This window comes from Xanthomonas fragariae (assembly GCF_017603965.1).
GTDB lineage: Bacteria > Pseudomonadota > Gammaproteobacteria > Xanthomonadales > Xanthomonadaceae > Xanthomonas > Xanthomonas fragariae_A.
On sequence record NZ_CP071955.1, the window covers coordinates 347,576 to 373,325 of the forward strand.

The 25,750-nt window shown below is 63.7% G+C and carries 16 protein-coding genes, 1 tRNA gene and 1 other RNA gene; 14 read left to right on the forward strand and 4 right to left on the reverse strand.

The features are described 5' to 3' along the window. Window positions 1-151: 151 nt before the first annotated feature. Window positions 152-228, forward strand: a tRNA-Arg gene (locus J5I97_RS01615). 252 nt (window positions 229-480) lie between these two features. Here J5I97_RS01615 and J5I97_RS01620 read toward each other — a convergent pair. Beyond that, a complete protein-coding gene (locus J5I97_RS01620) occupies window positions 481-822 on the reverse strand; it encodes an HPF/RaiA family ribosome-associated protein (RefSeq protein WP_208588594.1) in 342 nt (113 codons plus the stop codon). A 357-nt stretch (window positions 823-1,179) separates the two neighbouring features. Here J5I97_RS01620 and J5I97_RS01625 point away from each other — a divergent pair, with 357 nt between their 5' ends. Continuing rightward, the gene (locus J5I97_RS01625; protein WP_208591506.1) at window positions 1,180-3,603 is read left to right on the forward strand and encodes a DUF3772 domain-containing protein; all 2,424 of its coding nucleotides are present in this window, start codon (window positions 1,180-1,182) and stop codon (window positions 3,601-3,603) included. Window positions 3,604-3,788: 185 nt separating this feature from the next. Here the strand turns inward: J5I97_RS01625 and J5I97_RS01630 are convergent, their stop codons facing one another. Next, window positions 3,789-5,513 carry an ABC1 kinase family protein gene (locus tag J5I97_RS01630; protein ID WP_208588596.1) on the reverse strand — a complete coding sequence of 575 codons (1,725 nt, stop codon included), beginning with the start codon at window positions 5,511-5,513 and terminating at the stop codon, window positions 3,789-3,791. Window positions 5,514-5,755: 242 nt separating this feature from the next. Here J5I97_RS01630 and J5I97_RS01635 point away from each other — a divergent pair, with 242 nt between their 5' ends. Both J5I97_RS01635 and J5I97_RS01640 read left to right on the forward strand, forming a co-directional pair. Then, a complete protein-coding gene (locus J5I97_RS01635) occupies window positions 5,756-6,694 on the forward strand; it encodes a DUF808 domain-containing protein (RefSeq protein ID WP_208588598.1) in 939 nt (312 codons plus the stop codon). 447 nt (window positions 6,695-7,141) lie between these two features. Beyond that, entirely contained in the window at window positions 7,142-8,455 is a 1,314-nt protein-coding gene (locus J5I97_RS01640) for a glycoside hydrolase family 10 protein (RefSeq protein ID WP_238135713.1), read from the forward strand. A gap of 98 nt (window positions 8,456-8,553) precedes the next feature. Here J5I97_RS01640 and J5I97_RS01645 read toward each other — a convergent pair whose 3' ends face one another. Continuing rightward, the gene (locus tag J5I97_RS01645; protein WP_208588602.1) at window positions 8,554-10,182 is read right to left on the reverse strand and encodes a GGDEF domain-containing protein; all 1,629 of its coding nucleotides are present in this window, start codon (window positions 10,180-10,182) and stop codon (window positions 8,554-8,556) included. A gap of 506 nt (window positions 10,183-10,688) precedes the next feature. Here J5I97_RS01645 and glgA point away from each other — a divergent pair. The 10 genes from glgA (at window position 10,689) to J5I97_RS01695 (ending at window position 24,635) form a co-directional block, all read left to right on the forward strand. Further along, window positions 10,689-12,272, forward strand: a complete 1,584-nt coding sequence (glgA, locus tag J5I97_RS01650) for a glycogen synthase GlgA (RefSeq protein ID WP_208588604.1) — start codon at window positions 10,689-10,691, stop codon at window positions 12,270-12,272. Further along, complete coding sequence (locus tag J5I97_RS01655) at window positions 12,269-14,500, forward strand: 1,4-alpha-glucan branching enzyme (protein ID WP_208588605.1); 2,232 nt, start codon at window positions 12,269-12,271, stop codon at window positions 14,498-14,500. Before glgA ends, J5I97_RS01655 begins: the two co-directional genes overlap by 4 nt. A gap of 2 nt (window positions 14,501-14,502) precedes the next feature. Further along, window positions 14,503-16,260, forward strand: coding sequence for a malto-oligosyltrehalose trehalohydrolase (treZ, locus tag J5I97_RS01660; protein ID WP_208588609.1), 1,758 nt, complete (start codon window positions 14,503-14,505; stop codon window positions 16,258-16,260). Beyond that, the gene (malQ, locus tag J5I97_RS01665; protein ID WP_208588615.1) at window positions 16,257-18,191 is read left to right on the forward strand and encodes a 4-alpha-glucanotransferase; all 1,935 of its coding nucleotides are present in this window, start codon (window positions 16,257-16,259) and stop codon (window positions 18,189-18,191) included. Before treZ ends, malQ begins: the two co-directional genes overlap by 4 nt. After that, on the forward strand, window positions 18,188-20,791 hold the full coding sequence (treY, locus tag J5I97_RS01670) for a malto-oligosyltrehalose synthase (protein ID WP_208588623.1): 2,604 nt from the start codon (window positions 18,188-18,190) through the stop codon (window positions 20,789-20,791). The genes malQ and treY overlap by 4 nt, the downstream gene beginning before the upstream one ends. A 13-nt stretch (window positions 20,792-20,804) precedes the next feature. Beyond that, window positions 20,805-20,990, forward strand: a complete 186-nt coding sequence (locus tag J5I97_RS01675) for a DUF2934 domain-containing protein (RefSeq protein WP_208588624.1) — start codon at window positions 20,805-20,807, stop codon at window positions 20,988-20,990. Window positions 20,991-21,079: 89 nt separating this feature from the next. Further along, a non-coding RNA gene (locus tag J5I97_RS01680) (sX9 sRNA) lies at window positions 21,080-21,154 on the forward strand. Between the two features lie 87 nt (window positions 21,155-21,241). Continuing rightward, a complete protein-coding gene (gene glgX / locus J5I97_RS01685) occupies window positions 21,242-23,404 on the forward strand; it encodes a glycogen debranching protein GlgX (RefSeq protein WP_208588627.1) in 2,163 nt (720 codons plus the stop codon). A 16-nt stretch (window positions 23,405-23,420) separates the two neighbouring features. Next, window positions 23,421-24,053 carry an NAD(P)H-binding protein gene (locus tag J5I97_RS01690; protein WP_208588628.1) on the forward strand — a complete coding sequence of 211 codons (633 nt, stop codon included), beginning with the start codon at window positions 23,421-23,423 and terminating at the stop codon, window positions 24,051-24,053. 87 nt (window positions 24,054-24,140) lie between these two features. Then, entirely contained in the window at window positions 24,141-24,635 is a 495-nt protein-coding gene (locus J5I97_RS01695) for a hypothetical protein (protein WP_208588630.1), read from the forward strand. Here the strand turns inward: J5I97_RS01695 and J5I97_RS01700 are convergent. Continuing rightward, window positions 24,632-25,723 (reverse strand): cytochrome-c peroxidase, encoded by a 1,092-nt coding sequence (locus tag J5I97_RS01700; protein WP_238135609.1) that lies wholly within the window; start codon window positions 25,721-25,723, stop codon window positions 24,632-24,634. The two genes, J5I97_RS01695 and J5I97_RS01700, sit on opposite strands and share 4 nt — an antisense overlap. Window positions 25,724-25,750: the final 27 nt, after the last annotated feature.

Below are 25,750 nucleotides of genomic sequence, written 5' to 3' on the forward strand. Positions count from 1 at the left end.
AACGTCGACCTGACGCCACCCATCCCATGACCGCAGTCCGCGCAAGCCCCAGGCTACGGCACGCTACTGCCTATCCCACCTGTTTGGCATGCCCCGCGTCGCCAAGCGCAGTCACGCGCGCGACGGCTGTTCTGGCATAATGCGCGGCCAGGCGCTCGTAGCTCAGCCGGATAGAGTAGTGGCTTCCGAAGCCATTGGTCGGGGGTTCGAATCCCTCCGGGCGCACCAGATTGAAGCAGTCGGCCCGCTGCCATGCATTGCCATGACAGCGGGCCAAAGTCGTTTGCGGGCTGTGACGGCGAGAGCGTTAACCCGGTCGATGTGCATTGCAGGCGCCTGCCGTGCAGGCCGTCTGTTGGAAGGTCTTGCGAATCTGGGCGATTCACATCGGCGGCGTGTTGATCTTGCCGCTGCTGGCGATCACGGCCTGGATGGGCGCCAGCGGGCGAGCAGCCGCGGCGCCACCTTGTCAGGGGTCAATCAGATGTGTTCCGGCGGCGGGGCAGTCGCCTTGGACTGTTGCTTGCCGCGTGCGTGTTCGATGGCCGCGCGTAGCTTGCGGGCGGCTCCAGTGACGGCAGAGGCGGTGGTTTCGGCACTGTTGGTGGCTGCGATCGGCGGCAGGCCGGCGACGTGGGCTTCAATGCTGCAGGTTCGATCCGCTGCGCCGCCGCGCTGACCGTTCTCATCGCGTAAGTGCACTTCAACGCGGGTGATGTCGCTGGCGAAATGCGCCAGCTGGGCGGAGCAGGTCTTCTCGACATGCTGCACGACAGAGGGATCGTGCGGCACGTGCTTGTCGGTTTGGATCTGAATTTGCATATGAAGTGTCTCCTTTGCGGTCATCCGCTGCGTCTGCCTTAGCGGTAGCTGGATTCTGCGACAGCGGCGTGTTTTCGCAAAGTGACAAACGCTCGCCCCATTCATGCGTAACTTGGGATAGGGAGGCAAAGTCGGGCCACCGCCGATGCGAGTGCGTCGTTGGATGTCCAGGACCAGTCGCATTGCGCGTGCCGCCATCGGCTCACGCATGCCCGCCGTGGCTGAATCGTCGGCGCCGGTTGCTCGGCTCGACCGGGAGCAGTGGCTTAAGATGCGCGCACCCGCGGTGGTCCCGCGCCTGTCCGATGCCTGCCTGTGTCCGAATTTCGATGTGTCTTGGGTGCCCATCGTGGCGTGTTGCGGCGTGTGCTACTGATTGCCGCGCTGTGGATGGTGGGCGTGGGCGCTGCGGTGGCGCAGGACGACACGCTGCTGGAGGATGCGCAGACCCAGCTGGACAGCATGCAGAAGGTGCTGACTCAGGCCGAAGCGGGGATGGACGAATCCAACACCGACCAGCTGCGTGAGCTGGCCGATAAGGTCATAGGCGCGCAACGGCAGGCACAGGATCTTGCGCGCACGCTGGAGCCGCCGCTTAAAGAACTCAGCGTACGACTGGAAGGGCTTGGGGTCGAACAGAAAAATGAACCGCCCGACTTACATGACCAGCGCCAGTCACTGACCAAAGAGCGCGATCGGCTGGATGCTGAGTTCAAACGCGCCAACCTGTTGGCATTGGAAGCAAAGGATCTGGCCGATCGGCTCGAGAGCGCGCGCGCGCACCGCTTCAGCGAGCTGTTGTCCACGCGGGTGGCTTCGCCGCTGTCGCCCAAGCTGTGGAACCAGATCGCGCAGCAATGGCCCGACGACCGCGCACGCCTGCAGGGACTTTCCGACAAGGCGGTGCAGGTGGTGCGCACGGGAGCACCGGCCAACGGCATCGCAGGTCTGGTGACCGGTACGCTGGTGGCGCTATTGCTGGCGTTTCCGCTGCGCATCTTCCTGCGGCATCTGGGGCGGCGTTATGCGGCTTCACGTGCGCCCGGCGGGCGCTTGCGACGCTCCGGGCTCGCCCTGTGGTTCCTGCTGGTCGGCACGCTGAGCCTGGGTACGGCCGTATGGGTGCTGGCCGAAAGCGTACGCGCGCTGAGCGAACTTCCTGCGGATCTGGAGCAGTTGCTGAGTGCGGTTGTGGTAATCAGTTATGTCGCTGCCTTCGTCGGTTCGCTCACCGCCAGCCTGTTGATGAAGCATCAGCCCACTTGGCGGCTGTTCCCGCTGGACGATGCCACGGTGGATCGTTTGCGTGTGCATTGCCTGGCCACGGCGGCGGTGAGCTGGTGCAGTGGCATGGCGATCAGGATCAACGATGTGGCACGCAGCAGTAGCGCGTTGACCACCGCCACCGATGCGGTAGCGGCACTGCTGTATGCCGGGTTGATCCTGTCTGCCTTGGCTGGTTTGAGTCTTTCATTACGCGCGCACGCCGCCAATGTTGGCGCAGCCGATCCCGACAGCAACGCCCCGCCGCCGGTGGTCTCGCGCGGTGGTGGTTACATCGTGCTGATCCGCCTGCTTGGCCATCTGGCAGTGATCGTGGCGCTGGTGGCGGCCTTGTTCGGCTACATCAATCTGGCGCTGTTCGTGGAGCAGCAGATCATCTGGATCACCTTGGTGTGCAGCGTGCTCGGGTTGCTGGTGATGTTTGCCGACGATCTGACTACCTGGGTGTTCAAGCCGGAGAGCCGTTTCAGCCGTGCGCTGTCGCATGCGTTGAGCATCAGCAGCAGCCGGCTGGTGCAGGTGGGATTGTTGATGTCCGCGGCGGTCCGTGTGCTGCTCGTGCTGCTGGGCATTGCAGCGTTGGTGACGCCGTACGGTGCCAACATAGCCGCCGTGACCGGCTGGCTGGAGAACGTCTCGCACGGCATCACTATCGGCAAGGAGCTGATCATCACGCCCAGCGACGTGGCCAGGGCGCTATGCGTGTTCCTGCTCGGTATGGGCCTGGTGCACGTGGTGCAGAAGTGGTTGCTCAACACCTATCTGCCCAAGACCGAGCTGGATGCGGGCGCGCGCAATTCGATCAGCACGGTGGCGCGCTATCTGGGATGGTTGATCGTGGTGGTGTGGGGTCTGACCGCGTTGGGACTGGACTTGAAACGGCTTGCGCTGGTGTTGAGCGCACTGTCGGTGGGTATCGGTTTCGGTCTGCAGGCGATCACGCAGAACTTCGTGTCGGGGCTGATTCTGCTGGCGGAGCGGCCGGTGAAGATCGGCGACTGGGTTCGTATCGGCGACCAAGAAGGCGACGTGCGCAAGATCAGCGTACGAGCGACCGAAATTCAAGTGGGCGACCGCTCTACCTTGATCGTGCCTAATTCGGAATTGATCACCAAGAGCGTGCGCAACATGACGCTGTCCAATCCGATGGGCCGGGTGCAGCTGCAGTTTTCGGTGCCGCTGGAAACCGACGTGGCCAAGGTGCGCGACATGCTGCTGGCATTGTTCTCCGAGCATGCGAAGGTATTGGCCGATCCGGTGCCGTCGGTGTTCATCGATTCGCTGGCCGGCGGGTACGTCAACTTCAATTCGTTCGCCTACGTCAGCAGTCCGCGCGATTCGTATGGCGTACGTAGCGAGTTGTTCTTCGCGCTGCTGCAGCGGATGGGCGCCATGGCAATTGCGTTGCAGTCGCCCCAGGAGATCCGCTTCAGTCGTGCGGGCGCGGCAGTGGCGCGCGATGCCGGAAATGGGGAGTCTTCGACTTCTTCGCAGTGACGCTGCCGGATACGCGACGCGACCAGGCAATGACGACGTTGAGAGCGCCTGCTGCGTATACGCCTGCGATGCGTACCATGGCGCGTATCAATAACGCCATGTTGCACGATCGCAGTTAAGCGCCTTACTTAAAGCGGTATCGTCAAGCGATACCGCTTTGCGTCGTGCTACCTCTGCCAACGCATCTATCGATGCCCACGCTCTTCGCGCGCACGCACGCGGCGGTCGAACAATAATGCGCTGAGCACGATGCCCAAGCCCAGCACGACGCCGAGCAGGAACAGCGATAGCGCTATCGCCGGATAGCCCCACAGCTGCAAGCCGGTTTCGATACGCATCATCTGCGCCGAGGCCATGATCAGCGCTGCAGTCACGATGCCGGCCGCAACGCGGTTGGCTATCTTTTGCAGGCTTTCCATAAGGTGCGACTCTTCAAGGCCGGTGACGCGCATCTGCAATCGGTTTTCCGCGGCCAGCGAAAGAATTTCGGACATGCGGCGTGGCCCTTCGCGCACCAGATGCTGCAGCTCCATCGCTTCGCTGGCCAGGTTGGCAGCGGACAGCGATTTTTTCAGGCGCGCGCGCATCACGTGTTGCAGATGGCGCTCGACGACGCGACGTGTATCCAGAGTGGGCGACAACGCGCGACAGACGCCTTCCAGATTCAACAGCGTCTTGCCAAGCAGACTCAGTTCCGGTGGCGTGCGCAAACCGTTGGACGTGGCGATGCGCACCAGGTCCAGCACTACGCGGCCTTCGGATGTCGTGTCATGCGCGGCGTAGCGTGCGATCATCTGCCCGGTTTCGCGCTGATGGCGGTCTTCGTCGTAATCCTCCAGACGCGTGCTAAGTGCGATGGTCTCTTCGGCGACTTCCTCGCCGCGGCCATCGACAGCCGCAAACAACAGCTTGAGCAGGCGCTCGCGCAAGCGCGGCGGGACGTGCGCAACCATGCCCAGGTCGAAGATCGCCAGGCGCCCGTCTTGCAGGACGCGCAGGTTGCCCGGATGCGGGTCGGCATGAATTTCGCCATGCACGAACATCTGGTCCAGATAGCCCTTGACCAACTCGGCCGCCAGCTTGTCCATCGGTTGTTCGGTACGGCGCAGGCCCGAAATCCTGTCCACGCGCACGCCTTCAGCCAGCTGCATGGTCAGCACCTTGCGGCTGCTCAGGTCCCAGACCGGTTGCGGAACCCACAGCAGCGGGAATGGCTTGAGATGTTGACCGAAGCGCAACAAGGTTTCCGCTTCGTCTTCGTAGTTGAGTTCGGCGCGCAGCGTCTTGCCGAACTCGCCCAGCCAATCGGCAAAGCGCACGCGCCGCCCGATGCCGGTCAGCCGATCGGCAGCGGTGGCAAAACTCTTGAGCACGTCCAGATCCGAGCGCACCTGCGCGGCGACCTCGGGTTTTTGTACCTTGATCGCCACCGGAGTGCCATCGCGCAACGCAGCGCGATGCACCTGCGCCAGCGAGGCGCAGCCCAGCGGCACCGTATCGAAAAAAGAGAACGCCTTGTTGACTGCCACGCCCAGCTCTTCCTCGATAATCTGGCGAATGCGTTCCACTGGTACCGAGCTGGTGTTTTCCTGCATGCGCTCGAGCGCGGTGGCGAACTTCGGCGGCACGATGTCCGGGCGCGTGGACAACATCTGACCCAGTTTGACGAAGGTGGGGCCGAGCGATTCCAGGTCGGAGACGAACTGGTCCGGCGTACCTTCTGCGGGGACTTCGTACTCGTTGATCGCTGCCGGATCCAGATTCATGCCGGCAAACACACCCGACCCGCGATACCGCAGCAATAGGCGCAGGATCTGCGTCCGCCGATTCATGCCGCCCACCACGGAAGTATCTGCCGGGCTCGCGGCCTGGGCCGGTGCGCGGTGTGGGTCGTTCGGACTCAAGGCCATCTCCGGTACGTCGTGCGAGCGGCGAGTTTGGCCAGCGCCGGGTCGTTGCGTGGTGAATCCAACCGCTCCAGCGTGGTGCATGCGAGCCCTACCGGAACCAGCCACTACCGGGCGCAAGTGTTGCTACGCCGATGCCCGCATCACCCCTGCAACAGCGGCCAAACACCGTGCAATGGCCCGCCATCACCCCCCACAGGCGCTGGATCGGCGAAACTTCACAATCACTAACGAAGGAACTCCGCATGGCCGGTGCCAGCCTGTTCACCCTGCTCGACGACATCGCCGCGCTGCTGGACGACGTTTCCGTTTTGACCAAGGTTGCGGCCAAAAAGACCGCTGGCGTGCTCGGCGACGATCTAGCGCTCAACGCGCAGCAGGTGACCGGCGTCAGCGCCGACCGCGAATTGCCGGTGGTGTGGGCCGTGGCTAAGGGCTCGCTGGTCAACAAGGTGATCCTGGTGCCGGCGGCGCTGGCGATCAGTGCGTTGGAAGCCTGGCTACGCGGACGCGGTTACAGCGTGCCGTTGGTGATGCCGCTGATGATGATCGGCGGCGCCTATCTGTGCTTTGAAGGTGTGGAGAAACTGGCGTACAAGGCCCTGCACAACGAAGAAGAACAAGCGCAGCGGCATGCCGAACGCATCTGCGCGCTGGCCGACGAGAACGTGGACTTGGTGGCGCTGGAAAAGGACAAGGTCAAGGGCGCGATCCGCACCGACTTCATTCTGTCGGCAGAGATCATCGTGCTGTCGTTGGGCGTGGTGGTCGGCGTGTCGTTCGGGCAGCAGATCGCGGTTCTGGTGGCGATCGCGCTGGCGATGACCATCGGCGTATATGGCTTGGTCGGGGCGATCGTGAAGCTGGACGACCTGGGCCTGTACCTGACCAAGAAGGGCGCCGCACTTGCCGCGTTCGGTCGCGGCATCCTGGTGGCCGCACCATGGCTGATGAAGTTTCTGTCGGTGGCCGGCACGCTGGCCATGTTCCTGGTCGGCGGCGGTATCCTGGTGCACAACATCTCGGCGCTGCACCACCTGGCGGTGGATCTGGCCAACTCGTCCGGCAGCCTGGGCTGGTTAGTCGAGGCGCTGAGCAACATGTCGGTCGGCGTCGTTGCCGGTGCGCTCGTGCTGGGCGCGGTGACGCTTTTCCAGAAGCTGCGTGGGAAGAAGCCTCATTGAATAGGGATTGGGTTTTATCGGGGTCATGAGGGTAGCGGGTAGCCTCGGCTCGATGTGGTCTGTCGATTGGGCGCCTCCGGGCGGAGTGAGAAAACGCGCAAGCGGTTGTTGGCGATGCGCGAACAGTGCGCGGGCTCCCCGGATGGCCGCACCGCCGTTTCTCCGCCTGCGCCACGGCGGCACCTTGCGAAGTCACCTCCCCAATTCCGATCCTACCTCCTTGAGGGACTATCGCGCTTGTTAAGCTGGCTGCTACGCCATAAACGGATTGCTGCTCATGCCCAACCTGCTGGCAACCGAGTCTGACCGGGCGCGCAGACCATGCAATGAGCTGGCCCCTCGCTTGTGCGACGTAGGTAAATGCGTATGAAGAAGACGACTGAAAATCTCGATCTTGCGCAGACCATCCAGGCCGCCTCGCAGCCACCGTGCGACGAGCAGCTGGCGATGCGAGCGCCGCATGAACCGACTGCGTCCAGTGCAGGGCGCCGTGGCATCGATAGACGACGCTTTCTTGGTTTGGGCTCGGCAGCGGTGGCGGCCGGGATCGTGGGTGCTCCGGCATGCGCGGCGATTCCCTTCGTTGGCCAGATGCGCGCAACCTGGGTGACCAGCGTTTTCAATCTCGATTGGCCAAGTGCCGCGTCTGTCCAGATTGTCGACCCTGCCGAGCGCGTCAGGGCGCAGCAGCAGGAACTGCTGGCAATCGTCGACCAGGCCCAGGCGATGCATTTGAATACCCTGGTCTTTCAGGTCAAACCCTGTGCCGACGCGTTGTACCGCTCGCGCATTCTGCCGTGGTCGCCGGTGTTGACCGGCGTGCTTGGAAAGCACCCAGGCTTCGATCCGCTGGCATTCCTGCTGCGGCATGCGCATGCGCGCGGCATCCACGTGCATGCCTGGCTCAATCCCTACCGCGTGTCGACCGGCCTGGATCAGGCCACGCTCGATGCGTTCACGACCGCATCGAATGATTCGCCGCAGAGCGTCTATGTGCGGCATCCGGACTGGGTTGGCGTTGCTGCCGATCGGCTGATGCTCAATCCGGGACTTCCGGCCGTGCGCCGCTGGATCTGCACAGTGGTTGCGGAACTGGTGGCCTGCTACAACCTCGATGGCGTGCAGTTCGACGACTACTTCTACACCGAATCGGCGCAGTCTCCATTCGACGACGCGCAGACTTACGCCACGTATGGGGCCGGGTTCGCCGACAAAGGCGATTGGCGTCGCCACAACACCTATCGTTTGATGCGCGAGGTGGCCGGGACCATTCGCGCGATCAGGCCGGGTGTGGCATTCGGGGTCAGCCCGGCTGGCGTATGGCGCAATCGGCAGGATGATCCGCTGGGGTCGGACACGCAGGCGGGTGGCCCCGCGTTCGATACCGTGTACGCCGATACTCGCCGTTGGGTACGCGAAGAAATCGTTGACTACATCGTGCCGCAGATCTACTGGCCGCTCGCACGTCAAGCAGTGCGCTACGACACCCTCGCACGCTGGTGGGCGGACACCGTGCGCGGTCGTCGCGTGCAGCTTTACATCGGCATGGCGTTGTACAAAGTCGGGATTGCCAGTGCGCTGGAGCCGGATTGGACAGTGGACGGCGGCGTGCCGGAGATTGCCCGCCAGTTGGATGTGAATGCATCACTGCCGGAGGTTGGTGGGTGCATGCTGTTTCGACAGGGATTTCTCGCTGCAACCCAGACCCGACAGGTCGTGGACTATCTCAAGCTGCGTTGGCAAGATCCTTCGCGCAACTGACCCGCCGCCGAGTGGTTGTGCTAGCTACCCCAAGTTGTCGTGTCTCCATGCGTGCTCCGGGTTCTAGCGGCGTCGGCACCCCACCTGAGGGCCGGCCTCTAGTCGGCGCTGATCACGCGATTCTTGCCGGCCGCCTTGCCCTCGTACATAGCGCGGTCGGCGCGGCGGATCAGCTCGTCCTGAGCTTCGTCGATGTGCCGTAGCGCCACACCAGCGCTGAAGCTGATGAACACGCGCGCGTCGTCGTACAACAGCGAGCGCTGCGACAAAGCGCGTTGCAGGCGGATCACCGCTGCGCTGGCCTCGAAAATGGTCGAGTCCGGCAGCAACAACACGAACTCCTCGCCGCCGAAACGGGCGATGGCGTCGGTGGTACGCAACACCGCTTTGGCCACGTCCACGGTGTGGCGCAGTGCGGCGTCGCCACCGGCATGGCCATGGGTCTCGTTGAGGCGGCGGAAGTCGTCCAGGTCCAGCATCGCCACGCACAGCGGTTGGCCGCTGCGCTGGGTACGTGCGGCTTCGCGCTGGAACAGTTCTTCAAAGCCGCGCCGGTTGAGCGCGCTGGTGAGTTGGTCTTCGCGCACCAGACCGGCGACGTCTTTGAGCTCCTGTTGGAGCGAGGCGATGCGCTGTTCGGAATCTTCGACCTGACGCCGTGCGGAGAGCAGTTCATCGCGGGCGGCCAATGCCTGCGCCTGCACGCCGGCGGTGTCCTGCAGCAGATCCTGCAATAGCCGGTTGAGGTCGGGAATACCGCGAGCGTCGCCGATCGCCTGCGAATACCCGGCAACGCGATCGTGGTATTCGCCGGTGCTGGTGGCCATCCCATCGAGCCGGTCGACGAAGGACACCATCATCTCGCGCATGGCGGTCTTGGAATCGGCGATGCCTTGCTTGAGCACGCCTTGCTTGTAGATAACCTCGCGCAAGGTGCCGCGGGCCTGTTCGATCGAGCTGACGTCCAGCGGGCCGGAGATCAGCTGCCGCACCACCGAGATCTGACCCTGCAACCAGCTGCGATCGTCCAGAAGTTCGCCGACGTTTTCCAATAATAGATCGAACAGGCCGAACAACAGGTTCTGCTGTTCGCTGGCGTCTTCGGCACGCAGCCCGATCTGATGGCTCAGTTCGCGCAGCCGTTGTTCCAGCGTGATCAGCTCATGCCCCGGGCGCCAATGGCGCAGCGCCGATGCCAGCGTCTGCGCCTCTGCGGCCAGCTCCGGGCTGCGTTGCAGCAGGGTGGCCAGCGCATTGCCCAGCGCATGACGCAGCAGGTCGCATAGTTGCTCGGCTTCGGTGCGTCCTTCGGCCAGCGAATCGCCGGTATCGACGGTGCGGATGTATTTATCGATCAATTGACGCAGTGCGCGACCGTAGCCGGGCCAGTCGCCGGCCGCATACGCCGCGCTCAGACGCCCCCCCATGTCGCCGAGTTCGCCGTGCAGGCTGGTGATGCCTTCGGCAAACGCCAGCAGCAGCGCTTCCGGGTGGGCGGCATGCGAAAACAGATGCATCAATAGTGCCGTGGCAGCAGCTGGATCGTGCGTGCCGGACTTGGCCTTGGCCGGGACCAACCGATGCGCCGCCAAGTCTTGCCCGTCGCGCCTGCTGTTCATTACGCTGGGCATCGCAGCGGCAGGGCGTGCGGTGTCTGCGCCGCCCCAAGGCAGCAAGCGACGCAGCCCGCTACGCGGGCGGCTTGGGTGTTCAGGCTGGTCCGCCATGCGCCAGGGTCTCAAAGATCGTAGTGCTAACGCCTGTTATCGGCGCGCATGCGGGTCGCTTGAGCAAGCTGGGCCGTACTGCACAGCAAAAGTATGCAGACAATGAGCGAGGCAATGTCGCCACTGACGAGGCGAAAGCGCGAATGAACAAGTTATGCAGATGAGCAAGTTATGCAGATGAGAACGAATGCAGCTGCAATCTCCCGCATTCGGTGCGTTTCATTCCTGACGCACCAATAGAGTGATGTCATCGCACTGCCAATGTCGGGCTTATGCCTGCATGCATGCGCTGTTGTGCATCAAGGAATGTGGGCTGTTGCAGAAAAGTCAACACGTGTTCACGCATATTTTATTTGGTCGGGGTGTAGATTCACAGGCAAGGGCGACAGTGGAACACGCGCGTTGCCCCCGCTCCTCGTTCGTAGCAGGTTGTCTGGCTGAATTGGCAGACGATGGTTTTCGCTTCGCTGTTTTCCGTCTCCATCCACTTTACGACGGGCGTTTAGATGGTTGCCATGATGCCGCTTCACGCTACCACCGCACGCCTAGAGCGCAGCACGATGCTCCCTACTCTGAACAAGAGCGGGCGACCGCGTGATGCACGCGGACGTTTCATCCGTCACCACGAGCGGTTGCCGGTGTCGCTGGCCGACACGCGCGGTGCCTTGTTCGTGGTGTCGGAGATGGCGGACTTCATCAAGGCCGGTGGTCTGGGCGATGTGGCGGCCGCGCTGCCACGCGCGCTGCGCCATCGCTACGACGTGCGGGTGTTGATCCCCGGTTACCGTGCGGTGCTCGAGCGCGCCGGCAAGGTGGAAATCGTTGGTCGCGTGTTGGCGCATGCTGCGCTGCCGGCCTGCGACATCGGCCGCATCGTGCAATCCGACGGCCTGCCGATCTACATCCTGTTGTCCAAGGAACTGTTCGAACGCGACGGCTCGCCATACGTGAGCACCAGCGGGTCGGAGTTCGAAGACAACCCGATTCGCTTCGCCACCTTGTCGCATGCTGCCGCGCAGATCGCCGCCGGCCATGCCGGGCTGGGCTGGAAGCCGCGACTGCTGCATCTCAACGATTGGCCATGCGCTTTGGCGGCGGCGTATGTGCGTTGGTCCGGTGGCACCACGCCGTGCCTGCTCACCATCCACAATTTGGCCTATCAGGGGCTGGTGCCGTATTGGATGGCCGCTGCGCTGGGCATTCCCGCCGAGCGTGTGGCCGAGCTGGAGTTTTACGGGCAGATGTCATTTCTGCGCGGCGGCATCGTCAATGCCGACCATGTAAACACGGTCAGTGTCAGCTACGCCAAGCAGATCATCGGCCCGGCGCAGGGTTGCGGGCTGGATCGTTTGCTGGCCGCTCGTGCGGCCAAGGGCACACTCACCGGCATCGTCAACGGTATCGATGCCAGCTGGGACCCGCGGACCGACCAATACCTGGATTCGCATTTCAGCGTGAACCAGTGGCATGGCCGTCAGGCCAATGCCGTGCAGGTGCGCAAGGCGTTCGGGCTAGGCAAGAGCACCGGCCCGTTATTTGTGGTGGTGTCGCGGCTGGTGCATCAGAAGGGCCTGGACCTGATCTGCGAGGTTGCGCCGCAGATTGTGGCGGCCGGTGGCCAGATCGCAGTGATCGGCGGCGGCGAGCCGGAGATCGAACAACGTGTTGCCGAGCTGACCCGGCGCTATCCTGGCCAGGTCGGTGCCTTCATCGGTTTCGAGGAAGGTCTGGCGCGGCGCATGTTCGCCGGTGCCGACTTCCTGCTGATGCCCTCGCGCTTCGAGCCCTGCGGCCTGAGCCAGATGTACGCGCAGCGCTTCGGTTGCCTGCCGATCGCGCACGCCACCGGTGGACTGATCGACACCGTGGACGATGGCGTCACCGGTTTCCTGTTCCAGCACGCCAGCGTGGAGGCGTTGCGCCGCTGCCTGGAGCGCGCGTTCCGCACCTTCCGTCTGCCCAGCCTGCTGGCGGCGATGCGGCGTGCGGCGATGCTGCGTCCCAGTGGCTGGGATGTGGCCGGCAAGAAGTATCTGTCTCTCTACGAACGCACCGCCGCAACCGCGCCCGCGTTTGCGACGGTGTCATGAGCGAACGGTTGGGCGTGCAAGGGCGGCACACGGAAGCAGACGGTGGGACCACGGCAGACATGTCCGAGATCTCGCAGATCTTGCAGGCACTGGCCGATGGACTGCCCGCCGATGCGTTCGCGGTGCTGGGCCCGCACCCACAAGCCGACGGTCGCCGCCACGTCTGCGTGCTGGCCCCGGGTGCCAAGGCGCTGGATCTGATCGATCCGCGCGGCAAGCTGCTGGCGCGTATGCAGGCCAGCCCGATCGAAGGAGTGTTTGAAGGCACGCTGGCGGTCGAAGCGCCGTACCGGCTGCGAATCGTCTGGCCGGACGTGGTACAGGAGATCGAAGACCCCTACGCGTTTGCGGCCAGCCTCGACGAATCGACCTTGCTGCAGATCGCTTCAGGCGATGGTCAGGCATTGCGCAGCGCCTTGGGCGCGCAGCATCTACGCTGCAACGGGGTGCCGGGCGTGCGCTTCGCGGTCTGGGCGCCGCATGCACAACGCGTCGCGGTGGTCGGCGATTTCAATGGCTGGGACGTGCGACGGCATCCGATGCGTCAGCGCATCGGTGGCTTCTGGGAACTGTTCCTGCCCCGCGTGGAGGCCGGCGCCCGCTATAAGTACGCCGTCACTGCCGCCGATGGTCGGATCCTGCTCAAGGCCGACCCGGTAGCGCGTCAAAGCGAACTGCCGCCGGCTACCGCTTCGGTGGTGCCGGGTGCCGCCGCGTGCGCGTGGACCGATGCTGCCTGGATGGCCAATCGCGATGCGAGCGCGGCGCCGGCGCCGTTGTCGATCTATGAGGTGCATGCCGCCTCATGGCGGCGCGATGGGAACAACCAGCCGCTGGACTGGCCGACTCTGGCCGAACAACTGATCTCGTACGTGCAGCGACTCGGCTTCACCCATATCGAATTGCTGCCGATCACAGAGCATCCGTTCGACGGCTCGTGGGGCTATCAACCGCTGGGCCTGTATGCGCCCACCGCGCGCCATGGCAGCCCGGACGGTTTTGCGCAGTTCGTCGATGCCTGCCATCGCGCCGGCATCGGCGTGATTCTGGATTGGGTCGGCGCGCACTTCCCCGATGATGCGCATGGCCTCGCGCAGTTCGACGGCGCGGCCCTGTACGAACATGCCGACCCGCGCGAAGGCAGGCATCGCGATTGGAATACGCTGATCTACAACTACGGTCGGCCCGAAGTGACCGCCTACCTAATGGGCAGCGCGCTGGAGTGGATCGACCATTACCATCTCGACGGCCTGCGCGTGGATGCGGTGGCCTCGATGCTGTATCGCGACTACGGTCGCGCCGAAGGCGAGTGGGTGCCCAATGCGCATGGCGGCCGCGAAAACCTCGAAGCAGTGGCGTTTTTGCGCCAGCTCAATCACGAGATCGCTGAGCGCTTTCCCGGCGTGATGACGATCGCCGAAGAATCCACCGCCTGGCCCGGTGTGACCGCGCCGATCGGCGACGGAGGTCTGGGCTTCACGCACAAGTGGAACATGGGCTGGATGCACGACACGCTGAGCTACATGCAGCGTGATCCGGTCGAGCGCGCGCAGCACCACAGCCAACTCACCTTCGGCCTGGTGTACGCGTTCTCCGAACGGTTCGTGTTGCCGATGTCGCACGACGAAGTGGTACACGGTACCGGCGGCCTGCTCGGTCAGATGCCGGGCGACGACTGGCGGCGCTTCGCCAATTTGCGCGCCTATCTGGCGCTGATGTGGGCGCACCCGGGCGACAAATTACTGTTCATGGGCGCCGAATTCGGCCAGTGGAACGATTGGAATCACGACCAGTCGCTGGACTGGCATTTGCTCGATGGCGCGCCGCATCGTGGTGTGCAGCAACTGGTGGGCGATCTCAACGCCGCACTGCGCCGCGTGCCGGCGTTGTATCGCGGCACCCATCGCGCCGACGGTTTCGACTGGAGCGTGGCCGACGATGCGCGCAACAGCGTGCTGGCTTTCATCCGCTACGATCCCGATGGCGGTGCGTCACTGCTTGTGGTGAGCAACCTCACCCCGCAACCGCATCGCGACTATCGCGTGGGGGTGCCGCGTGCCGGCAACTGGCGCGAGATCCTCAACACCGACAGTGCCCACTACGGCGGCAGCAACCTGGGCAACAGCGGTCGTCTTGCGACCGAGCCGATGGGCATGTATGGGCACGCGCAACGCCTGCGCCTGACCCTACCGCCGCTGGCCACAATCTATCTGCAAGCGGAGAAATAACAATGAACGAGCGCAACGACACCACGCCGGCATGGGGCGCATGGCCAGCGGGTGAGGGACAGGTGCGCTTCGCGCTCTGGGCACCGGATGCCAACAGCGTGGATGTGGTTTTCGACGATGCCGCGCGGGTCGCGCTGCAAGCGGGACAAGACGGTTTTTTCAGCGTAGTGGTCGATTGCGCGGCAGATGCGCGTTATCGCTACAGCGTCGATGGCGGCGAGCCGTTGCCGGATCCGGCCTCTCGCTGGCAGCCCGACGGCGTGCATGGCCCCAGCGCAGTGCTGCGCACCGACGGCTACCGCTGGAACAACACCCAGTGGCAAGGACGGCCATGGGATGAAGCGGTGATCTACGAATTGCATGTGGGCACCTGCGGCGGCTATGCCGGTGTGCAGGCGCAGTTGCCGCAGCTGGCGGCGATGGGCATCACCGCAATCGAGTTGATGCCGTTGAGCGCGTTTCCCGGCGCGCACAACTGGGGCTACGACGGCGTGCTGCCGTACGCACCAGTCGAAGCCTATGGCACCCCGGACGAACTGAAGGCGCTGATCGACGCCGCACATGGGCACGGCCTGATGGTGTTGCTGGATGTGGTCTACAACCACTTCGGCCCGGACGGCAATTACCTGCACAGCTACGCCGCTCCGTTCTTCAACGAAGACAAGCCCACCCCGTGGGGCGCGGCGATCGATTTCCGCAAGCTTCCGGTGCAGCGTTATTTCCTAGACAACGCGCTGATGTGGCTGCACGAATACGGCTTCGACGGCCTGCGTCTGGATGCGGTGCATGCGATCACTCCGAACGCATTTCTCGATACCTTGCGCAAGACCGTGCAGGCCAGTCTGCCGGCCGGCCGTCATGTGCATCTGGTGCTGGAAAACGAATTCAATCAGGCCTCGCAGCTGCAACGCGGTTACACCGCGCAGTGGGACGACGATTTCCACAACGCCTTGCATGTGCTGCTGACCGGCGAGGAAGAAGGCTATTACGCCGCATTCGCCGATCAACCGACCCAGCATCTGGCGCGCGTGCTTGGCGAAGGCTTCGCCTATCAGGGCCAGCCGGATCCGCGTGGACATGTGCGTGGCGAGCCAAGCGGGGCGTTGCCGCCGCACAAGTTCGTAATCTTTGCGCAGAACCACGACCAGATCGGTAACCGTGCGCGTGGCGAGCGCTTGAGCGTGCTGGTCTCCCAACAACGCCTGCGCGCCGCGTTGGCGTTGACCGCGTTGACGCCGATGATTCCGCTGTTTTTCATGGGCGAACCGTGGGGCGCCAAACAGCCGTTTCTGTTCTTCACCGACTTCGGCCCGCCGCTGGACGATGCGGTGCGCGAAGGTCGCCGCCGCGAGTTCTCCCACTTCGCTGCGTTCGCCGATGAGGCCCAGCGCGCCACCATTCCCGACCCGAACAGCCACGCCACCTTCGCCGCCTCGCGTTCGCCGATCGAAGATGCCGCGCACGGTGAAGGCGCGCAGTGGACCGCATGGTTCACCGCGCTGTTGGGCGTGCGCCGCGAGTGCTTGGTGCCCGGTCTTGCGCAAGCGCGCGCTGTTGGCGCCCGCGTGCTGGCCGAAGGTGCAGTGACCGCCAGTTGGGAATTGCCCAGCGGGCTGTGGCATATCGCCTTCAACGTGGGTAAGGCGGCAGTGCCGTTGCCGCCGTTGCGCGGGCGTGTGGCGCATGCCGAAAACGTCGATGCCGATACGCAGCAATTGCCGGTCGATGGCTTTATCGCCTGGCACGAGGACCGGGCATGAGCGCGGACGCATTGCACGCTTTGGCCGCTGCGGCTGGGGTGATGGTGGATTGGGTGGACGCCAGCGACCAGCCGCGTCAGGTTTCCGAGCAGTCGATACATGCGGTGCTCACCGCGTTGGAGTTGCCTGCTGCGACCGCGGCACAATGCGAAGACAGCCTGCGCCGCCGCAAGGCGCAGGCCGCCGAGCCGGTCCCGCTGCTGACCGTGCAAGTGAGCGAACGCTTGCCGCTGCGCGTTGCGGCCGATGCCAGCGGCCGCTGGACCGACGACAGCGGCGCCAGCGAGCAAGCGCGTGCGGATGCGCAAGGACAGCTGCGCGCACCGCAGCGCTATGGTTACTGGACGCTGCAGATCGGCAATGTCGTTCAGCAGGTCGCGGTCGCACCGCAACGCTGCTTCAGCGTGGCCGATGCCTGTGGGCAGCCGTCGCCGCGTGTCTGGGGCATGGCGTTGCAGGTGTATTCGGCGCGTAGCCTGGACGATGGGGGCATCGGCGATGCCGCCGGCACCGTCGAATGGTTGCGGCAAGCGGCATTTGCCGGCGCCGATGCCTTGGCATTGAGCCCGGTGCATGCCTCGCGTCCGGTCACCGGCGCTTACAGCCCGTATTCGCCCAGCGATCGACGCTTTCTGGACCCGTTGCATGCTGCGCCGGTGCGCATCCTCGGCGAGCTGGCGCTGGAGGCGATCAACGAGGTGCCCGGCCTGCGCGAACGCTTCGACGCGTTGTACACCGGTGCATTGATCGATTGGCCTGCGTCCGCGCAAGCCAAGTGGGCGTTGCTGCGGCATCTGTACACCCGCGTGCCGTCCGATCACCCCGATCTGGTTGCCTTCCGTACCCAGGGCGGCGATGCGCTGGATGGCTTCGCGCGTTTTGCCGCGCAGGATTTCGGCGACAACGATCCGCAGTTGCATGTGTTCACGCAATGGCTGGCGGCGCGTAGTTGGTCCGATGCGCAACGCGAGGCGCACGAGCGCGGCATGAAGATCGGTTTGATCGCCGATCTGGCGGTTGGTTTCGATCCCAATGGCGCCGAAGCCGCGGCCGCGGCAGACACCGTATTGCGTGGGCTGGTGCTGGGCGCGCCGCCGGATGCTTTCAATGCCGATGGTCAGCATTGGGGCATCGGTGCGTACTCGCCGACTGCCTTGCGACGTAGCGGCTACGCGCCGTATATCGCGCTGCTGCGTGCTGTGTTGCGCGACCGCGGCGGCATTCGTATCGACCATATTCTCGGCCTGATGCGGCTATGGGTGGTGCCGGAAGGGGCCAGCTCCAATGAAGGCGCGTACCTGGCTTATCCGCTGCACGATCTGCTCAATCTGCTCGCGCTGGAATCGTGGCGGCATCGGGCCATCGTGATCGGCGAAGACCTGGGCGTGGTGCCGCCGGGCATTCGCGAAGAACTGTCGCGACGCGGGGTGATGGGCATCGATGTGTTGATGTTCACCCGTGACGAAGACGGTGCGTTCGTGTCGCCTGCGCGATGGCGCCCGGATGCGATCGCCACCACCACCACGCACGACCTGCCGACGCTGACCGGCTGGCGCGAAGGCCGTGACATCGCGTGGCGACGCAAGCTGGAATTGATCCAGCCAGACCAGGCAACCGACGATGCCAAGGCCCGTACCAAGGACTTGGCGCGTCTGGATGCCGCAGTCGAACGCGCTGGTCTGACCAGTGCGGACGATCCGCTGCTGGGCGCGCTGCGTTTCACCGCCACCAGCATCTCGCCACTGGCCTTGTTGCCGGTGGAAGACGCGTTGGCGCTGGAAGAACAACCCAATCTGCCGGGCACCGTCGAGGTCCATCCCAACTGGCGTCGACGCCTGCCCGACCCCTTGCCGCATGCGCGCCTGAGCACGGCGCTGCAGGGCGTTGCCGAGGCGCGTCGCGTCGCGGCCGTTTCGGAACCGCATCCATGATCGACCTACGCGCCACCGCCCGCCTGCAACTGCATGCCGGCTTTACCCTGCACGCTGCGCTTGCGCAGGTGCCGTATTACGCCGGGCTCGGCATCAGCCATCTTTACCTGTCGCCAATCGGCACGGCGGTGCCCGGCTCCACGCACGGGTACGACAATATCGACCCGACCGTGGTCAATCCCGAGCTCGGTGGCGAAGCGGCGTTGATCGCCTTGTCGCATGCCGTACGCGAACACGGCATGGGCCTGATCGCCGACATCGTGCCCAACCACATGGCCACGCATGCCCAAAACGCGTGGTGGTGGGATGTGCTGCGCAATGGCCGCAGCGCCAAGCATGCCGACTGGTTCGATATCGACTGGCGCGCGCCCGGCCGCGACGGCAAGTTGTGGCTGGCGGTGCTGGATCGCCCATATGCGACTGCGCTTGCCGAAGGCCTGATCACCCTGGTGGTCGAAGACGATGGCAGCGCGGCACTGGCGCATTACGACCAGCGTTACCCGATCCGTCCGCAGACACTGGAGATACCGGAAAGATCCGCGCGTGCGCAGTGGTTGCGCGACTACAACGACGGCGCCAAGCGTGGCGATGGCCGTTTGCACAAGTTGATCGAACGTCAGCCGTATCGGTTGAACTGGTGGCGCGTAGGCAACGACATGCTCAACTACCGCCGCTTCTTCGACATCACTTCGTTGGTGGCGTTGCGCGTGGAACTGCCAGCAGTGTTCGACGCCGTGCATGCATTGCCGCTGCGGCTGGTGGCCGAAGGCCATCTGGATGGTGTGCGCATCGACCACGTGGATGGACTCACCGACCCCACCGGTTACGTGCGCAAGCTGCGCAGCCGGCTGGATGCGGCCGGCCGCATGCGCGGGCTCAAGCCCGGCACGCTCGGCCTGTATCTGGAAAAGATTCTCGCACCGGGCGAGCACCTGCCGGCCGACTGGCCCTGCGATGGCACCACCGGATACGACTTCATGGACCAGGTCGGCGGCCTCCTGCATGACGCGGCCGGCTTCAAGCCGTTGGCGCGTGCCTGGCAGCGCGCAAGTGGGCGCAGTGGCGACTTTGCACAGGAAGAACGCGCCGCGCGCGACGAGATGTTGCGCGGCCCGTTGCAGACGGAGTTCAATCGCGCCGTCGGTGCGTTGTCGGCATTGGCGCGACTGGAACCGCCGACGCGCGAGTTCAGCCCGCAGATGCTGGCGCGCGGCCTGTGCGTGTTGCTGCGCTGGTTCCCGGTGTACCGCACCTATGCCGGCGCCAAGGGCGTGGCCGGCAGCGAGGCAGAACGTTTGCGCGCCACCGCCGCGCGTGCCCGCGAGAGCATGCCGGAGGCCATCGTGGCGGCAGTGGATGCGATCGAGCGCTGGTTGCTCGACGACGCGGGTGCCGACCGCGCACAGATCGCCTTGCGTCGCATCCTGCGTCGCCGCGTGGAGCAGTTGTCCGCACCATTGAATGCCAAGGCGGTGGAAGACACCGCGTTCTATCGACATGGCGTGCTGTTGTCGCGCAATGAGGTCGGCAGCCATCCGACCCATTTCGCCAACGCAGCTGCCGAGTTCCATGCGCAGAATCAGGAGCGCGCCAAGCACTACCCGCGCGCGTTGCTGGCGACTGCAACCCATGACCACAAGCGTGGCGAAGACCTGCGCATGCGGCTGGCGGTGCTGTCCGAGCAGCCGCGGTGGTGGATCGAGCAGAGCACCCAGTTCGATGCGCTGACCAAGACACTGGAGTCGCCGGCCCTGGCTGGTGGCGACCAGCAGATGCTGTGGCAGACGTTGGTGGCAGCCTGGCCGATCGGCCTGGGCGCCGATCAGCCCGAGCCGCTCGCCGCCTACGCCGAGCGCGTGGCGCAATGGCTGCTCAAGGCGGTGCGCGAAGCCAAGCTGCACACCAGCTGGACCGATGGTTCGCCGGCCTATGAACATGCCGTACAGGCCACCGTGGAGCAGGTGCTGTGCAGCCGCGTCGGACTGCCGCTGCGACGCGCGCTGCTGCGCGCCAGCAATCATATCGCCGCTGCCGGCGCGCGTAATGCGCTGGTGCAAACCACACTGCGCCTGACCGTGCCCGGCGTGCCCGATCTGTATCAGGGCACCGAAGGCTGGGATCTGTCGCTGGTGGATCCGGACAACCGCCGCCCGGTCGATTACGCGCAGCGCCAGCAGTGGCTGGAACAGGCGCGCGACTGGAACACCCTGCTGCGCAGCTGGCGCGATGGGGCGGTCAAGGCACGTCTCACTGCGCTGCTGTTGCAGCTACGCGCCGAATATCCGTCGCTATTTGCAAAGGGCGACTACCAGCCGTTGAACGCGACCGTCCGTGGCGATGCGCAGGTGCTGGCGTTCCGTCGGCAGTACCGCGGGCAGTCGCTGGTGGTCGCAGTGACGCGGCTGGGTGCTGGCCATGAGAGCGACGGCGATCTGCCGCTGCTGGTGCCGTCGGCGAGCTGGGGTCAGGCGTCGTTGGCGTTGCCGGAGGGCACGTACCATCATGTGCTCGACGGCAGCACGCTGCAGCCGCAGCGAGGCCGCGTGGCGATATCCACGCTGTTTGCACGTACGCCAGTGGCAGTGTTGTCGACCACCTGAGAGAACCTACGCAATGAACGACACGCAACGGCAGGCGCGGCTTCGCCAGTTGGCGCAGGAGATCTGGGAGGCCGAAGGTCGTCCGGATGGGCATGCAGACCGCCACTGGGCCATGGCCGAGCGGTTGGTGAATGCCGAAGAACGCGCAGCCGAGCAAGCCGCCGAGCATGCTGTCACGCCGATCACTGCACGCCAGTAACGGTGCTTTTGTCACCTTGTACAGCTTAAGAGCGGCTAGCAACGGCAGCGGTCACTATCAGGCGGGCGCGGTCGGTACTCGGAATCGGTATTACCTCCGTACACTCCGGTTCCGAGCGCGCCATCCGCACCTGCCTGGCGACTGCCCGCCATGTGTTGTCAGCCACTGCTAGCTGCAGGCCGATCCATGCAAGCGTGGAGAGGCATCCGCAATCGCACACCGTTTGAGTTCAACGTTCTGAGGAGTTATTGATGGCCACTCGCAAGTTCACGCAGCGCTCGCGCATCCGCGAAGGCCGTCCCAATCCGCTCGGCGCCACCTGGGATGGTCTAGGCGTCAACTTCGCGCTGTATTCGCGCAACGCCACCCGCGTGGAACTGTGTCTGTTCGACGAACGGGGCCGTGAGCAGGAGCGTCTGGTGCTACCCGAATACACCGATGAGGTGTGGCACGGCTATCTGCCCGACGCGCGCCTCGGCCAGCTGTACGGCTATCGCGTGCATGGGCCATACGCGCCCGACGCCGGTCATCGTTTCAATCACAACAAGTTGTTGCTGGACCCGTACGCCAAGCAGATCGTCGGTGAGCTCAAATGGGCGCCGCATCTGTTCGGTTACACCATCGGTCATCGCGATAAGGACCTGAGCTTCGATCGCCGCGACAGTGCCGCCTTCATGCCCAAATCTGCGGTGATCGATCCGGCGTTTACCTGGGGCCAGGATCGCCCACCGCAGACGCCTTGGAATCGCACGGTGATCTACGAAGCGCACGTGCGCGGATTGAGCATGCTGCACCCGGCGGTGCCGCCGGAAAATCGCGGCACCTTCTCCGCATTGAAGACCGACGAGCTAATCGACCACATCAGCTCACTGGGCGTCACCGCAGTGGAACTGTTGCCGGTACACGCCTTTGTCGACGATCAATATCTACTGGAAAAAGGCCTGCGCAATTACTGGGGCTACAACACGCTCGGCTTCTTCGCGCCGCAGGCGCGCTACATGTCAACGCGCAAAGTGGCCGAGTTCAAACAGATGGTGGCGCGTCTGCACCACGCCGGGCTGGAAGTGCTGCTGGACGTGGTCTATAACCACACCGCCGAAGGCAACGAACTCGGGCCCACACTGTCGTTCAAGGGAATCGACAACGCCAGCTATTACCGTCTGGCCGACGATCGCCGCTTCTACATCAACGACACCGGCACCGGTAACACCTTCGATCTGACCAATGCCGGTGCGCTGCGCATGGTGATGGATTCGCTGCGCTACTGGGTGCAGGAAATGCACGTGGACGGCTTCCGCTTCGACCTGGCCAGCATCCTCGGCCGCGAGCGTTATGGATTCGATCCGTCGGGCAGCTTTCTCGATGCGGTGCGCCAGGACCCTGTGTTGAGTCAGACCAAGTTGATCGCCGAGCCCTGGGATATCGGCCCGGGCGGCTATCAGGTCGGCAATTTCCCGCCGGGTTGGGTGGAGTGGAACGACAAATTCCGCGACAACGTGCGTGCGTTCTGGCGTGGCGATGGTGGCCAACTGGCCGAGCTGGCCACGCGCCTGACCGGCTCGGCGGACTTGTTCAACCACAGCGGTCGCCGTCCGACAGCATCGGTCAACTTCGTTACTGCGCATGATGGTTTCACGCTGCGCGATCTGGTCAGCTACGAAGGTAAGCACAACCTGGCCAACGGCGAAGAGGGCAGGGACGGCAGCGACCACAATATCTCGGCCAATTACGGCGTCGAAGGCGACACCGAGGACCCGGCCATCAAGCAGCTGCGCCGTCAGCAGATGCGCAATCTGCTCGCCACGTTGCTGCTGTCGCAGGGCACGCCGATGCTGCTGGCCGGCGATGAATTCGGCCATAGCCAAAATGGCAACAACAACGCGTATTGCCAGGACAACGCGCTGACCTGGATCGACTGGACGGCGGTCACCAAGGCTGCGGCCGCCGATCAAGCGGCGTTCGTGCGGCGATTGATCCGGATCCGTCAGCGCTACCCGTTGCTGCATCGTGCGCGTTTTTTCGACGGCAAGTTCGATGAAACGCTGGGCCTGAAGGATCTCACCTGGCTGGCGCCGAACGGCAACGAAATGGACGAAGCCGGCTGGCACGACCCGGAAGCACGCGCGCTGATGCTGCGTCTGGACGGCCGCGCGCCAGCCACCGGCCTGCGCGAGATCGCCGCCAACGTCACCTTACTGATGCTGATCAATGCCGCCTCCATCAGCGTGTCGTTCACGCTGCCGACGATGCACGATGAGCATTGGCGCGTCCTGGTGGATACCGCGCGGCATGGCGGCCGTGTGGTGGCCGGCGGCAGCGAATGGAAGGCGCCTGCGCATTCGCTGACATTGCTGGCGGTAGAGCGCGATCGCATCGCCAGCAGTGCGCGCATCGTCTCCGACGGTGCGCGCTGATGGCGGGGGTGGTCTGATGGATGTGTTGTTGGCAGGCGCAACAGGCTTGGTCGGCAAGCATGTCTTGCAACAGCTACTGGCCGATACACGCTGCACCGGCGTGGTGGCGATCACACGTCGGCCTCTGGCGCAGATCCATCCCAAACTACGCAACCAGGTGATCGATTTCGATCGCCTGGACAGCTGGACCGCACCGCGCATGGAAGCGGCCATCTGTGCGCTGGGCAGCACGATGAAACAAGCCGGCTCGCGCGAGGTGTTCTATCGCATCGATCACGATTATCCGATAGCGCTGGCCCGCGCGGCCTGCGCACAGGGCACTTCGGTGTTCGTGCTGAATTCGGCGGCCCATGCGAATGCGCAATCGCGCATCTTCTACAACCGCGTCAAAGGCGAACTGGAACGTGACCTGCGCACGGTCGGCTTCCCCTCCCTCACCTTCGTGCGCCCCGGCCTGATCGGCGGCAAACGCGAACAACGCCGCAGCGGCGAGCACATCGCCAGCCTCGTGCTGGGTGCGCTAGCTCCGGTTCTGCCGCGCCGCTTCCGCATCAATCCTGCCGCAGGTATCGCCGCGGCGATGGTGCTCGCCGCGCTGGCGCCGGCGCGCGGCGAGCACAGCGTTGAGGCGGCGGAGCTGGCTGGATAACGCTAGGTTGCTTACCCAAGTCAGCTAACGCCTCTGGTTCCTGATAACCTTGCATCGTCCGCGACAGGTTCGCCAAAAGGAAAGGTTATGCAATTGCTGATGAAAGGAACTCTGGCTTTGTTGGTCGGCGCATTATGCAGCTGCACCGCACCTGCTGGCAGCGCTGGAAAAGAGCCGCAAGCGGCAGCAGCTGCTCAGCCACCTACAAGTTCAGTAAAGGTTCGAGAAATTCTGGTAGTTAGTCAGGGAAGCGAGGTTACTGCCCAGAATCGACCCAAGCCGGTAAATCCTGATTCGCCGATTTCAGTTACCGTATCAGTCACCTATTCCGAGCCTGACTTACCACTTATTTCGCTTCGGTTGATCGACCTAAAGAACGGTCAGGTGCTAGGCGAGCAGACTCAGCGGATAGCAGCTGATAGTCATTCGGTGCAATTCGAATTCAAGCCTGCTCAGCCTTGGTCTGAGGGGCGCCATTTGCTGGAAGCACGACTCGGCAAGACTGGAAAAGTAGTTCAGCGCGAGTTTGACGTGATGCAGGGCCAACCCTCGGCCGCTGCCAAAGTCGACGCTAAATCTTAATTTGCGCTGCTTGGTAGGTCTTCCAGCGAGTGCAGGAATGCGCTTAGATCGTTCTGTTCTTCCGCAGTCAGTGAGATAGGCATGCCACGCACGAGGCTGCGGTAATAGATTTCGCGTTGGATAGCCTCTTCAAGATTTCGCACGCTGCCATCGTGCATGTATGGTGGCGTGCGGGTGACGTTGCGTAGTGTTGGTGTGCGGTAGGCCGCCAGGTCGCTGCCTTGGCCGCTGACTGCAAATCGCCCCAAAGCCGCGATGTCCGGGTCCGACAACACCAGTTCAGCGACCGGAACACCTTGTTCGCACTTGTTTTTAAAGGCTTGAATGGTTGTGCCGATTCGCCCGGCCATCTGATCCATTCCGACATTAGAATGGTGAAACTGATTATCCGTGAAAGCGGCCGGCGCATCATTCAATGCATGGCATGAGGAGCACTCGGCTTTTCCACGGAACACATCCAGGCCGCGGCGTTCTTCCGTTGTCATGGCAGTCGTATTTCCAGCGACAAAAGCGTCGTACCGGCTGCGGCCAGTGGTGACAGATGCCAAATAGGCCAGGATGGCACTTGAGATGCGTCCCTGATCGACGCGCTCATCGCCAAACGCTGCGTCAAATTGTGTCCGATACTTCAACTTCTTTGAAATCGCCTGGATCACCATGTTCATATCCGGCTGGGCCATTTCAGCCCGATTGGTGAAGGCCGCCACCGCTACTTGGTCTAGCCGATCCTCGCGACCATCCCAGAAGAAGTGAGTGAAGTAGGGAAGGTCCAATAAACTAGGCACGTTCCGCGTGCCAGTGCGCCGGCCGTAGACCGTTGGGACCGCGACATTTTGGGCAAACGCTTTGCCAGGATCGTGGCATGAGGCGCAGGACAGGGTTTGATTTGCACTGAGGGAGGCGTCGCGGAACAAGGTCTCGCCAAGGTTTACCTTGGCTTGATTGACTGGCTCATGGTCCAAATTCAATCCAACTAACCACCCGCCCCCCAGCACAGCCAGGGCGACGACAAAGAAAACCGGAATGATGACTTTTTGCGACATTTTTTCTTGCTTTCGAGGGTTGAACAGAGTATGAATGTCGCTCACAAAAATCTAGCCTCGAGTTAACCGCTC